Here is a 13,016-nt window from a genome sequence, read left to right as displayed (position 1 = left end):
ACTAACGGGAATCCCCCACCATAGCCGTTAGGCTTGGTGGTGGGAGGATGTCAACAGTAATAACCACCAGAATAATTCAGGACTTTGCTGTTCTCCCATGTCATCTGTTGAATTAAAAGCGGCTGTATCCCTTACCCTGGTCTTTGTCTTTCGGATGCTTGGGCTATTTATGGTACTGCCTGTTCTGGCGCTTTTTGCTGATGACCTTCAGGGGGCTTCGCCCAGTTTGATGGGGATGGCCATTGGTGCCTATGGGTTCAGTCAGGCCATGTTGCAGATTCCTTTTGGCTGGCTTTCTGATCGCTGGGGAAGGAAGCCGGTCATTCTGCTGGGACTGTTTATTTTTCTACTGGGAAGTCTTCTGGCAGCACAGGCTACGACGATTGAAGGGGTTATTGCCGGACGTATTTTACAGGGATGTGGTGCCATTGCTGGCGCAGTGACAGCATTGATGGCTGACCTTACCCGGGACCAGTATCGAACCAGGGCGATGGCAATGATTGGTATGGGAATTGGCGTTGCCTTTGCCATTGCCATGGTTCTTGGGCCGGTTGTCAGTGATATCTGGGGGTTGTCCGGACTCTTTATCTCTAATGCCCTGATGGCCGTGGCAGCGATGCTGGTGATTATGCTTCTGGTGCCAACACCGGTCATTAAACGGCACGACCTAAACTCTTCGGTTGATCGTCAGGGGTTGCGTCAGGTCTTCACTGACCCGGAGTTGCTGAGGCATATTGTTGGCATTTTTGTCCTCCATTTTGTGTTGATGGCCCTGTTTGTTTTTATTCCCGAGCTTTTGAGCAACGATTTTGATCGCTCTGCCCATGGTAGAATTTATCTGGCTGTTATGGGCCTCTCATTTGTCATGATGATCCCCCTTATTATACTCAGCGAGCGTCAGCGTCTGCTCAAGCAGTGCTATAGCTTTAGTATCGTTACCCTGTTCGTTGCTTTTGCCCTGTTTTATCAGGGAATGCTCAGTGCAACGATGTTGCTGGCGGGCTTGTTAATTTTCTTTTTCGGTTTTAATTTCCTGGAGGCCACGCTGCCGTCCCTGGTCAGCAAACTTGCGCCGGTGGGGACTCGTGGTACCGTCATGGGAGGGTATTCAACCAGCCAGTTTCTGGGGGCAGCCCTGGGCGGAAGCCTTGGTGGCGTCGCCATGGAGTATGGAGGTGTTACCGGCGTGATAATACTTTGTACAATTCCCACTGCCCTGTGGTGCTGGTTGTCTGTTACTATGAAACAACCACCTTATGTGAGTACTATGGTAATGGCTCTGAATCCTGAACTCGGTGATATCAGTTCAGTGAGTGAACAACTTGCTGGTATTGTCGGAGTTCAGGAAGTGACTGTGCTTTCAGCGGAAAAAACAGCTTATCTGAAGGTCGATAAGCAAACTCTGAACTGGTCTGAGTTGAGACAGTTTGGCCAGTGTTAGGCAATATGTGTTTCAGATAATAAGCCAGTGAGTTATACATAATAAAATCAGGGAACCGGATGCAGGGCTTTTGTTCTAAAAGAGCATTGTTAATATGGAGCGACCCTGTAAGGTCTGTCCATGGTGTCTTCATTGAATGGACTGTTCTTGGAGGCTATTTGATTTGAATGAATATGGCGGAGAAGCTAAATGGCTCGAGGCGTAAATAAAGTAATACTGGTTGGTAATCTGGGTAACGATCCGGATGTACGTTTTACTCCCAATGGCAGTGCCGTTGCCAACCTGAGTCTGGCGACCAGTGAGTCCTGGAAAGACCGTAATACCGGTCAGCAGCAGGAGAAAACGGAGTGGCACCGGGTTGTTATTTTCGGCAAGCTGGCTGAAATTGCACAACAGTACCTCCGCAAAGGATCAAAAGTCTATATCGAAGGCAAGCTGCAGACACGCAAGTGGCAGGGACAGGACGGTCAGGATCGATATACTACCGAGATTGTCGTTGATGGATTCAGTGGTCAGATGCAAATGCTGGATGGCCGCCAGGAGGGTGCCATGGGAACCCCGTCGATGGGTGGTGGTTACCAGCAGCAGGCACCACAGCAACAATCCTATACACCACAAGAGTCCTATACACCACAACAGACTCAGCAATACGGATCACCACAACAGCAACAACAACAGCATCAACCAGCCCAGTCGCAGCAACAGCAACCTGCTCCCCAACCACAGCCGGCTGGTGGTTTTGACGATTTTGATGATGATATTCCCTTCTAGGAGTTACCTTAGATCTAGTTTGTAAAGATATTACTTTAAGCCCTCATTCTATGAGGGTTTTTTATTGATTGAGATATGAAAAAGTGTAAAATTTGATAATCTCAAAAGTGGTTATTGGTTACCTTAGAAAACTGTAAAATTATGGTGTGCTAATTGTGTTGTTTGGTTTAGAAAATTTTGTCATGGATAGTGGTGAACGATACTGTGTGCTTTTTGACAAGAGGACATTTGAGCCACTGTATTATCCAAATCTCTATGTAACGACACAGGTCAGAAACCCAAGTTTGTCTTTATCAGTCATGAAGTCTTCGCTTTCAGCAATCGCTGTTTTTATGGAGTTTTTATCATTACGTTCTATTACCCAAGAGGGTTTAGAAATTAGGCTAAGGAGTCAGAGTTTTTTTGATGAGTATGAATATGACTTGCTAAGTGACTTTTGTCAGAAAAATTTCTCAAGGCACGGTTCTCAGTCTTTGGTATCTAAGCACGTTAAATATGTTCGGATGACTGTCATTGCGGAATATGTGGTATGGCTTTCACGGATTTTATTGCAGAAACAGACCAATATAGAAAAATTGAAGGGATTTGAGAGAGCTGTCAAGAGTCGAAGGCCAAAGTCAAAAGGACGAAATCAACTATTAGAAAAAGGCTTGACCTCAGAGCAGAGTCAGTTGTTATTGAAAGTGTTAAACCCTGATTCAAAGCTTAACCCTTTTGTAGATGAAGCTACAAAGAATAGAAATAAGTTAATGATATTACTTCTTCATTATTTGGGTGTGCGAGGTGGCGAATTACTGAACATTAGGGTAAGAGATATTGACTTTCAAAGAAATCAGATTCTTATAGCAAGGCGTTCCGATGACCCTGATGACCTCAGGTTGTATCAGCCTTTAGTAAAAACATTGGATCGACGCTTGCCAGTAAGTGATTTAGTTGTTCATGAAATTTACAGGTACATAACTTGTTACCGTCGATCAGCTTGTCGCAATAAAAAACATGACTATTTGTTTGTTGTTCATAAATCGGGACCAACAGAAGGATATCCGGTCTCACTATCATCATACAAAAAAATATTTTCGATAATTCGTAAAACCTCTCATCACCTGAGAAATGTAAGTGCTCATAAGTTGAGACACTCGTGGAATGAGAGATTTTCACAGCAGCTAGATGAGATGACTACGCCTTTGAGCGAGCAAGAGCAGGAAAAAATGCGTTCTTACTTAATGGGTTGGAAGGAAGGCTCTGGTACATCTGCTATTTATAATCGGCGGTTTGTACGTAGAAAGAGTGAGAAGGCTGCGCTCTCGCTACAAGCTGGATTAACCAAGGTTCCAAGTAATATAGGTGAAAATGTAAATGAATAAAGTCCATCAATCAGAGCTCCTGATGGATATTGTTTTAACTGATCCTGAAGTTAAAGAGGTAGTGCTTTCTACTTGCGATTCAACAAATGAAAATATTCCCAGTCAGGTTGTAGGTCAAACAAGTAATAAGCTCAGTACTAGTAAGCAAGATGGTAATGCAGAAAATAATGATAAGGTCTATATATCAAAGTCTGGTTATGAATTCTATGAGAATGATTACAAATGGAGACTAGATAAAAATCATATTTTAGATGTTACTAGCGTAATTGAGAAATTACCTAAAGATCTCGCTAAATCTTATAGGAGAACTCTGGCGTATTTTGCTGTTAACTCATCTTCTTCGCACACTTTAAATATACACTATAGATTTTTGTTTTATTTGAGAGCAAAAACATCTTCAGATATTGACTGTAATAGCCTTATTAGTTTTAGAGCTAAATTAAATCGACAGAATGAATGGTATCTTTTCCTGATTAGAATACTTCTTAGAAAATGGTATGAGCTTGGTTACGCTGGAGTCAGTGAAGATGTCGTTGATCTGCTTGAATCGTGGTCATTTAAAGGTAATCGAACAGGTGAAGCTGTTAAGAGGCTAGACCCTGAAATAGGGCCTTTATCAGATGTTGAGCTGCTGGCGTTTAATGAAGGCGCAGCACAAGCTTTTGAGCAGCGACGAATTAAACTTTATGAGCTGGCATTTGTTTTACTACTTAGTCATACAGGTAGACGACCAATTCAATTAACACATCTGCGATTAAAAGATTTGTTAAAAGGGGAGAATGAAGGTGGTGGTGTAAAATACTTGGTAAATATACCCAGAGCAAAGCAATACTCAGCAGATTTTAGGTCGACGTTCAAAGCATTTGCAATATCAGATGAACTCTGGATTATTCTTGATGCTCATGTAAAGTCAATCTTGGAAATAGTAAAAAGTAAAATCGCAGGATGCATTCCAAAACAACTATACGAAGAAATGCCTTTGTTTCCAGACCTTCAACTGTTTGATGGCTTGTCAGAAATAGACCTGAGGAAACAGCTCGAAGGTGATTTCCTGCATATGCCAACGGCCAATGCTAATCAGATGATTGCAAAGGTTATTGAGGTGTCCGAGATTCATTCTGAACGTACTGGTGAAATCTTAAAAGCAAGCTCTCGGCGGTTTCGGTATACCAAGGGAACTCGAGCGGCCAGAGAAGGCTTTGGAGAATTGGTTATTGCTGAGCTTTTGGATCACTCCGATACGCAACACGCAAAAGTTTATGTCCAAAATATTCCAGAGTTTGCGGGCAAATTGGATGAGGCCATTGGTGACTTACTTGTTCCATATGCTAAAGCTTTTGTAGGCGCGATTGTCGATGAGGAGTCTTTTGCTGAGCGTGGCGAAGATCCTGCAAGTAGGGTTCGGTTTAAAGATGCATCCTGTGGTACATGTGGAGGTTATAGTAAATGCGGTGCGAATGTACCGATACCATGCTATACCTGCTACCACTTTCAGCCTTGGCTAAATGCTCCTCATGAGTCGATATATCAGTTTTTAGTTCAGGAACGAAACCGAATATTAGATCTCACCGGTGATTTGCAAGTAGCAAGCATTAATGATCGAACAATTGCCGCAGTTACCGAAGTGATTAGCCAGTGCAATGCCAGAAAGGAAGAAGTTGTAGAACAGGGCATTTATTGATGACCAATATCTTTTATTTCAAAAGCAACAGCAAGCTTTCTGCTGAACAGAATCTAGCCGACTTTATTGATCGTTGTCGGAATGAGTTAACGGTTTTTGGCTCTGACCTTGACTGGGATAACACTAAATGGCATGGGTATGTCCAATGGACCAAATTTGGTGTACACAGCAGGCAAAAGTTAAAACCTGAAAATTATTTGAATGATGAGTTTGTTAATTTCTCAAAGGCTTATTTTCGCTATCGTCAAGGCCATAAACCTTCAAAGTATTATATTGAGCTATTAGCCCTTCGTTGCTTAGAGGCAGCTTTGCTAAAAGTTCATAATTCTGGCTCGTTACTAAATACCTCTATCGCAGTTCTAGACTTTGCTGCAGAGCTTGGGCGAGAACATTACAATCTCAACTCAGCATATAAAACTGGTTTGGAGCTAGAGCGTCTTGCAGATTTTATATCAGAGAACCGATTGTCTTATAACAATGTATTCGGTTGGCGTTCACCAATGACTAGGCCTAGAAGTGGGGTTCGCACTGGCAAAAAAGCAGAGTCAGAGCGATCAAAAAAAATGCCTGATCCTACTGCCCTTGATGCTCTTGCTGAGATTTTTTCTCGTCAGCCAGAGTCTCCAAGAGACATTATGACTTCAGCGGTATGGGCAATGCTTATGTGCGCTCCATCAAGAATTCATGAAGTTGTCACATTGCCTGCAAATCTTGAGATAACAGAGGTGGATAAATCGGGTGTTGAGCGATATGGCTGGCGTTTTTATTCGGGCAAAGGTTATGGAGGTGACATCAAATGGATTCCAACGCCAATGGTAGATATAGCTAAAGAGGCTGTTCAACGTATTCGAGTTTTAACTCAACCCGCAAGGGATCTTGCAGCTTGGGTTGAAAAACATCCGGATCGTTTTTATAGGCACAATGCTTGCCCTGATGTTGACGAGCATCAACCACTTACTATTGTGGATGCATGTAAGGCGCTAGGGTTAGCGCACGGTAATGGAAACCAGTGCCGAACTTCATTACGTGATTGGCGGTTACCAACAGTTGACGGGGCAAATACGTTAGCCAGTTTATGGGCTGAGGTTATGCGTCGGCAGCCCAAGGACTTCCCTTGGCTGGATAAGGAAAGAGGAATCAAATACAAAGATGGCCTTTTTTGTATGCAAAAGCATTTAGTTCATGCTTTCAGAGGAACCAGTGCAGTACTGGTAACGCAGTACGGTAAAAATACAGTAACGCGAGATATGGGACCTGTTACTGGAACTAATTTGCAAAGTATTTTTGATAGAAATGGTTACGTTGGGAAGGACGGTCAACGGCTGAAAGTGAACTCTCATCAAGCAAGACACTTTCTTAATACAATTGCACAAAAGGGTGGGCTATCTCAGCTAGAAATTGCTAAATGGTCAGGTAGGGCTGATGTCAGGCAGAACCGAGTCTATAACCATATGAGTGAGTTCGAGATGGTTGCTAAGGCAGAATCTCTCGATATCACCAAGTCATTTTTCGGCCCTTCAGGAGAAGTAATCAGAGCGGTTCCAAAAACTGTCCAGGAGTTCAATACCTTGCAGCGAGGATTTGCTCACATTACTGAGTTTGGCTTTTGTGTGCATGATTACACGATGACTCCATGCGAAAAATATCGCGATTGTTTGAACTGCTGTGAGCAGGTGTGCATCAAAGGACAGGATGAGAAGCTAAAACGACTCAAAGAAAAGCTTCAATTAATGGAAGCGGAATGGGAAGCTGCTTGTGCTGATGTAGAAGAAGGAGTCTATGGTGCAGATAGATGGAGTGAATATCATCTAAAAACGATCACTAGAACACGGCAGCTGATTCATATCCTAGAGAACCCAGATGTTCCAGAAGGAGCTGTTATTAAACTGGTAGATCATCAGGACTTTAGCCATCTAGGTCGAGCTATCAATAATAATCCTGAGGTTGTGCTTGAAAACGATAAGCACTCTGATCTTGCAGAAGGTATGGGATTGATCTTGGGAGGTGGTCTTGGCTAAACATCTTACAGCAAATGACGTTGAAGTTGTTGTTAATTTGATCAGAGGTTGGAATGAAGGAAAGCTTACATGGGATGCAATATGTGACTCATCGGCGCAACTGATTGGTAAACGCCCATCCAGACAGTCGTTGAATGCAAACCAGAATATAAAAGATGCTTATCTGGCGAAGAAGAAAGGTCATAAAGTTGGCGTTAGCAAACCGTCTCAGCCTAGCAGTTTAGAGGTTGCATCACAGCGAATTGATAATTTGCAGGCAAAGGTTTATGAGTTGGAAGAAAAGAATCGAGTCCTATTAGAGCGGTTGGTTAAGTGGCAATACAATGCTTATAAATATGGGCTTCAAGAACACCAGCTCAATGAGCCGCTACCTTACATAGACCGAGAAAGGACAGAAACGAAATAGGGACAAGCAGGTAATACGAGACTGTAGATAGAACTGTGTTTCTGTCTATCTTTAAACCCTACGAGGTTGAGGTAGGCAAAACATGGATACCAAGCAACTTGAAGCCTTTGCTAAAGAAGCTGCCAAATCCATCAAGTCAGAAAGTGATCTTAATGACTTCCGACAGATGCTTTCCAAGGTGGCTATTGAAACCGCTCTGAACGCAGAGCTTGAGGAACATCTGGGGTACGAGAAACACTCCAGGAGTCCCTCTGGCAACCGCCGTAACGGTAAGTTAACCAAACAACTATCGACAGAAGACGGGCCTCTGGAGATAGAAGCTCCCCGTGACAGAGATGGCTCATTTGAGCCTCAACTTGTGAAGAAAAGACAAACACTCTTTTCTTCGTAAGCGGTAATTTCCCCACACATTCCGCAGTCTGAAAAACTGATCAACAATGCTGCTTTCCTCTGGAGACTCAACATGAAAGCAGTTCAACGTAAACAACTTCAGCAATTATGGCAACAGCGAATCAATGACTGGAAGCAATCCGGCCTGAACCAGACCCAATGGTGCAAGCAACACCAACTCAAAGTACATCAGTTAAGCTACTGGCAGCGGAAGCTGAGTAATGAACCTGATAGTAAGGTCATCCCCCTGGCAATACTCTCTGCGAAATCCTACAGTACCGAAAAACTGATTCTACACATCGATAACATCCGTATTGAGGCAACACAGCAACAAACGGTTGCCCTGATTAAAGCGCTACAGGCCGAGGTATGATACGCCCTGACGGAGATGCCGCCGTTTACCTGTACACCGAGTTTGTCGACATGCGTAAATCCATCGATGGCCTCGCCACACTGGTGGAGCAGGAAGCAGGCCTGTCGCCTTTCAGTCAGACGATCTTTGTCTTCTGCAACCGTAAACGGGACAAGGTCAAACTTCTGCTCTGGGAGAACAATGGTTTTATCCTCTGGTATAAACGGCTGGAGAAATTCCGGTTCAAATGGCCTGGTGATGATGCTCCTGAGCCCATTGATGGCGCACTGTTGAATCAACTGCTGGATGGTTATGACATCCGCCTCCAGAAACCGCATTCATCGTTACCCTACACGACTGTGCTGTGACACAGTGGCGCGGGCATCATTACCATCTATCCTGAATTGGCATGGAAGCCTGCCCTGTCCCTTTGCCTGATAACAGCCCTGAGCTGATAGCCTGGATCAATGCACTTATCCTTGAAAAGGATCAATGGCAGGAAAAGTGCCTGCAGATTGAAGAGCGCCTTCGCCTTCTTCTGCACAAGCAGTTCGGAGCCTCCAGCGAAAAGGTATCGCCTGATCAACAAGACCTGTTTAATGAAGCTGAACAGGATCAGCCCGAAACGGAAGGTGAAGAAGAAACAGAGTCCGAAGTCATCGTTCCTGAACATACCCGTAAAAAACGTGGCAGAAAGCCATTACCCAAACACCTGCCCAGAGTCCGTGAAGAACACGACCTTGCAGAGGATGAAAAACAGTGCAGCTGCTGTGGTGGTGAGTTGCACCGGGTGGGTGAAGACATCACGGAACAACTGGATATCATCCCTGCTAAAATCCGGGTGATCGAAAATGTCTGCTTTAAATATGGCTGTCGTTCCTGTGAAACCGGTATCGTCACGGCTAAGGCACCGGCACAGCCCATTCCGGGTAGCATCGCCACACCGGGATTACTGTCGTTCGTTGCTAGCAGTAAATACGTCGATGGATTACCGCTGTATCGTCAGGAAAAATTTATCCTTGCCCGGCTGGGTGTTGATATTGCCAGGGCGACAACGTCTATGTGGATGGTTCGCTGCGGTGACCTGGTGCAACCACTCATCAACCTGATGCGTGACAAATTACTGGAAGCACCACTGATACACTGCGATGAAACGGTTACTCAGGTATTAAGCGAACAGGGTAAAACGTCAAAAAGCCAATCCTATATGTGGGTACAGGTTGCTGAACCGGTGATCGGTCAGAAAATCATCTTGTTCGACTACTCGCCCAGCCGCAGTGGTTCGGTAGCATTGCAGTTACTGGACAGCTTCAAAGGATACCTGCAAACGGACGGCTATGAAGGTTACGCCGCCATCAGCAGACAGCCCGGTGTCATCAACCAGGGCTGCTGGGCGCATGCGAGGCGCAAGTTCGATGAAGCCATCAAAGGGCAACAAGACAAAAACAAAACCGGCAAAGCGCACATGGGACTGACTTACATCCGTAAACTGTACCGGATAGAACAAACCATCAAGGAAAGCCCACCGGATGAACGAAAAAGAGTTCGTCAGGAACAGAGTCTGCCAATCCTGCAGCAACTACGACAATGGCTGGATAAATCGTTACCCCAGGTTCCACCGAAAACCCTTCTGGGTAAGGCGTTACATTATCTGCATAACCAGTGGCAGAAGCTGATCCGTTACTGCGATGAAGGCTACCTGCGCATGGATAATAATCTGGCAGAAAATGCGATCCGCCCGTTCGTGGTGGGTCGCAAGGCATGGTTGTTCAGCAATAGCGTTGATGGAGCCAGGGCCAGTGCTAACTTGTACAGTCTGGTTGAAACAGCCAAAGCCTGTGGCCTTGAGCCATGCCAATATCTGAAAACGGTGTTTACCTTACTTCCGCAAGCTCAGTCAGTCGAAGATATTGAAAAGCTACTTCCCTGGAATCAAAAACTGGTCTGAAGAACAGGTGTGGGGAAATTACCGCTTACCCTTAACAAAACAGGTAATGTACTTACAAGCAAGGAGCGCAAGCAATTAGGCGCTTCTTTCAAAGCTAAAAATGAGATTGTTTGTTTACCTCCTGCTTATTAATGCAGCAAGCATTTATTGCAATGAATTGTTATTATCATAAGGTTCTAACCGGTTGTGGTATACACTTACGCACAAGCGAATTATGAGCGGAAAACGCTTGCCAGCACTGTTGCTCATATCAATTGCCTGATAGTCTTTTTTTCGATTACATTAAAATTAATCAATTTTTACCATCAAGTAATTGATGAACCCTTTGACTTGCTGTTTATCAGCATACCTCGACGCCCTTACCTCTCCCTTATTTGCGTCGAGGTCTTTGTATTTAAGCGAATAACAACCTCAAAAAATTATTTATCATACTTAGAAAAGTAGAATAGGGGGTATTATGAAACAACAGAATAAAATGAATAAGACACTGGAACCAACTGTATTTATCATCGATGATGACGAGGCTGTGCGTGACTCCCTGCAAATGTTGATGAAATCAGTAGGCCAGGCAGTAGAAACCTTTTTCTCACCTATCGAATTTCTGGAGGTGCTGGCTCATAATGAAAACCCGCCCGGTTGCATTGTGACAGATATTCGCATGCCCGGCATGAACGGTTTTGAACTGCAGGGCAAGCTCAATGAAATGCAGTGTACACTTCCAGTCATCTTTATCAGCGGCTACAGTGATGTTCCCATGGCTGTCCGGGCAATCAAGGACGGCGCCACGAACTTTATCCAGAAACCTTTTCGTGACCAGGAACTACTGGATCTGATCCACGACACCCTGAAAATTGATGCCCGACAAAGACAAGAGTTGCTGAAACGCAAGGAAATATTGCGAAAGCTGTCCACGCTAACGGAGCGAGAGTGTGAAGTTCTGTGCCACATCATCAGCGGGAAGCCCAACAAGGTGGTTGCAGCAGATATCAATCTAAGCTATCGCACTGTCGAAATACACCGCTCTTGTGTTATGAAAAAGTTAGGCGTCAAGTCACTTGCTCAACTGGTACGCCAGGTTATGCAAGTGAGAGACTATCTGGATGGCTGCATCAATCTCAATTGCCCTCACCCTAAGAACGCGCAGGCAAAATAGGGATATTTGATATCAGGAAGGATCAGGGTCACTGCTTTCATATTTATTACAAGGCTGCCCTGGCAGCCTTGACCTTATGCGTTCAATATACGAAATAAAAAGTGTAAAACTTTTTTCTTTCCCATATCTCCGTCGTCTGTGCTTCCTCATTAATTGGCCAGCTGCACTCTTTTTACATCTATCGTTGCAGTCTGGGCAAATTCTTTATCCACTTCGCCGTAAATGGTAATCCTGGTTTCCGGAGAGATTGATAACCCCATCCATTTATCATGATCAATTTCAACGGTGATAGACCCGGTCTGATCAACAAACTGATACCATTCCTCGCCAATGCTTGCAGAAATATGTCCAGTCATAACAACATGAGCATCATCAGATGCATTAAGCGCCATTTCTACGGAGTTTATGCCCTGAAATGGACCATTGAACCCCTGTTGAACAACCTGCCCCGTAAATCCTGATTGACTTTGTGGAGGTGCTGCCAAAACACTTGTAGACAGCAGTAATGCGGGAAATAGAAACAGTACAGATTTGATGGTCTTCATATTAATATCCTCAGCCTATTCTGATGGGCTGCAATGATGATAAGCTCTTAGCTATACATGAACATTTCTGATTTCTTACATTTTTGTAAGCAAGCAAATGTTTGGTAACGCATTGGTATAACGAGATCAAAAAAACCTCCCATTTAATTACTTGGTATGAAACGTTATGACTCACCTACAGTGTCAAGCTTTGTCATATGCTTCGAAAGGGGTAGTGCAACCAAGATAAATCTGCCTGTTTCCGAGAGTACTTTTACGCTTTGACAGGCTATTGAGCACAGAATCTAGTGCAGCAGAACCGATCTATAGCCTGTTGAAAGCAGACTGCCTGATGTATTAATTAAGCGTATGGCAAATTGCGAACTCCATGGCATAACCCTATCTCAAAGTGAGAGCCCATGATGGCTTTGTTAAACCGGCTCATCATGCTCCCGCAGGTTCATGACCAGTTTCGACAGGGCGTCGATATCCAGCTCATCGCAATATTTCATCAATTGCTTCAGCCAGAGCTGAGTGTTATGGCAATGGGCAAGCTCATGGTTGTACAAATGGGCTACAGCATCACGAATAGCTTCAATATCACCGATCTCAATAAAGGCGGTCAGCTGACGCTCCAGAATCTCAGCCTGAACTACCGGTAACTTGGGCCTGATAGGGCTTTCGATCTTCCCATCCTCTTCTGCCAATGGTAATAAACGTCTAGCTGGACCAGACCAGTCTACAGGCTCTGTGGCGCTGGTTACGGGGAGTGTCAGTACAAAGCGGCTACCGACGTTAAGTTCACTGCAAACCGTTAGCGTGCCATGCATGGCCATTGTAATTCGCTGGCTGATGGCCAACCCCAATCCCGTTCCCCCTTTCCTGAGTCCGGAAGCTCCCTGTCGGAAAGGAGAAAATATTGCCTGAAGCTGATCCCCGGCAATTCCTGAACCGGAATCCTGTACTGT

General features: G+C 44.5%; 12 protein-coding genes and 1 pseudogene. 11 read left to right on the top strand and 2 right to left on the bottom strand.

The window, feature by feature from the left end:
- The first annotated feature begins 97 nt into the window (after positions 1-97).
- The 11 genes and pseudogenes from KDK13_RS10105 to KDK13_RS10055 all read left to right on the top strand — a co-directional run bounded on the left by KDK13_RS10105 (position 98) and on the right by KDK13_RS10055 (position 11,524).
- On the top strand, positions 98-1,441 hold the full coding sequence (locus KDK13_RS10105) for an MFS transporter (RefSeq protein ID WP_257284855.1): 1,344 nt from the start codon (positions 98-100) through the stop codon (positions 1,439-1,441).
- A gap of 189 nt (positions 1,442-1,630) precedes the next feature.
- A complete protein-coding gene (gene ssb / locus KDK13_RS10100) occupies positions 1,631-2,212 on the top strand; it encodes a single-stranded DNA-binding protein (RefSeq protein WP_257284854.1) in 582 nt (193 codons plus the stop codon).
- Between the two features lie 158 nt (positions 2,213-2,370).
- Positions 2,371-3,576, top strand: coding sequence for a site-specific integrase (locus KDK13_RS10095; RefSeq protein WP_257284853.1), 1,206 nt, complete (start codon positions 2,371-2,373; stop codon positions 3,574-3,576).
- A complete protein-coding gene (locus KDK13_RS10090) occupies positions 3,569-5,257 on the top strand; it encodes a site-specific integrase (protein ID WP_257284852.1) in 1,689 nt (562 codons plus the stop codon). Before KDK13_RS10095 ends, KDK13_RS10090 begins: the two co-directional genes overlap by 8 nt.
- Positions 5,257-7,275, top strand: coding sequence for a hypothetical protein (locus KDK13_RS10085; protein WP_257284851.1), 2,019 nt, complete (start codon positions 5,257-5,259; stop codon positions 7,273-7,275). The genes KDK13_RS10090 and KDK13_RS10085 overlap by 1 nt, the downstream gene beginning before the upstream one ends.
- Positions 7,268-7,681, top strand: coding sequence for a hypothetical protein (locus KDK13_RS10080; protein ID WP_257284850.1), 414 nt, complete (start codon positions 7,268-7,270; stop codon positions 7,679-7,681). The genes KDK13_RS10085 and KDK13_RS10080 overlap by 8 nt, the downstream gene beginning before the upstream one ends.
- An 82-nt stretch (positions 7,682-7,763) precedes the next feature.
- Positions 7,764-8,069 (top strand): annotated as a pseudogene (locus tag KDK13_RS10075) (transposase); the annotation flags it as partial.
- Positions 8,070-8,144: 75 nt separating this feature from the next.
- Positions 8,145-8,444 (top strand): hypothetical protein, encoded by a 300-nt coding sequence (locus KDK13_RS10070; protein WP_257284848.1) that lies wholly within the window; start codon positions 8,145-8,147, stop codon positions 8,442-8,444.
- Positions 8,441-8,791 carry an IS66 family insertion sequence element accessory protein TnpB gene (gene tnpB / locus KDK13_RS10065; RefSeq protein ID WP_257284847.1) on the top strand — a complete coding sequence of 117 codons (351 nt, stop codon included), beginning with the start codon at positions 8,441-8,443 and terminating at the stop codon, positions 8,789-8,791. The genes KDK13_RS10070 and tnpB overlap by 4 nt, the downstream gene beginning before the upstream one ends.
- A 41-nt stretch (positions 8,792-8,832) precedes the next feature.
- Positions 8,833-10,371, top strand: a complete 1,539-nt coding sequence (locus tag KDK13_RS10060) for an IS66 family transposase (RefSeq protein WP_257284846.1) — start codon at positions 8,833-8,835, stop codon at positions 10,369-10,371.
- A gap of 457 nt (positions 10,372-10,828) precedes the next feature.
- Positions 10,829-11,524, top strand: coding sequence for a response regulator transcription factor (locus tag KDK13_RS10055; protein WP_257284845.1), 696 nt, complete (start codon positions 10,829-10,831; stop codon positions 11,522-11,524).
- 149 nt (positions 11,525-11,673) lie between these two features.
- Here KDK13_RS10055 and KDK13_RS10050 read toward each other — a convergent pair whose 3' ends face one another.
- Together KDK13_RS10050 and KDK13_RS10045 are read right to left on the bottom strand one after the other, a co-directional pair.
- Positions 11,674-12,069: a NirD/YgiW/YdeI family stress tolerance protein gene (locus KDK13_RS10050; protein ID WP_257284844.1), complete on the bottom strand. Its 396-nt coding sequence runs from the start codon at positions 12,067-12,069 to the stop codon at positions 11,674-11,676.
- A gap of 410 nt (positions 12,070-12,479) precedes the next feature.
- On the bottom strand, positions 12,480-13,016 hold a 537-nt coding region (locus KDK13_RS10045; RefSeq protein ID WP_257284843.1), incomplete at its 5' end, for an ATP-binding protein.

The sequence above is a fragment of the Endozoicomonas sp. SESOKO1 genome (assembly GCF_024606265.1).
GTDB lineage: Bacteria > Pseudomonadota > Gammaproteobacteria > Pseudomonadales > Endozoicomonadaceae > Endozoicomonas.
This window is presented reverse-complemented; position numbering and strand designations above follow the sequence as displayed.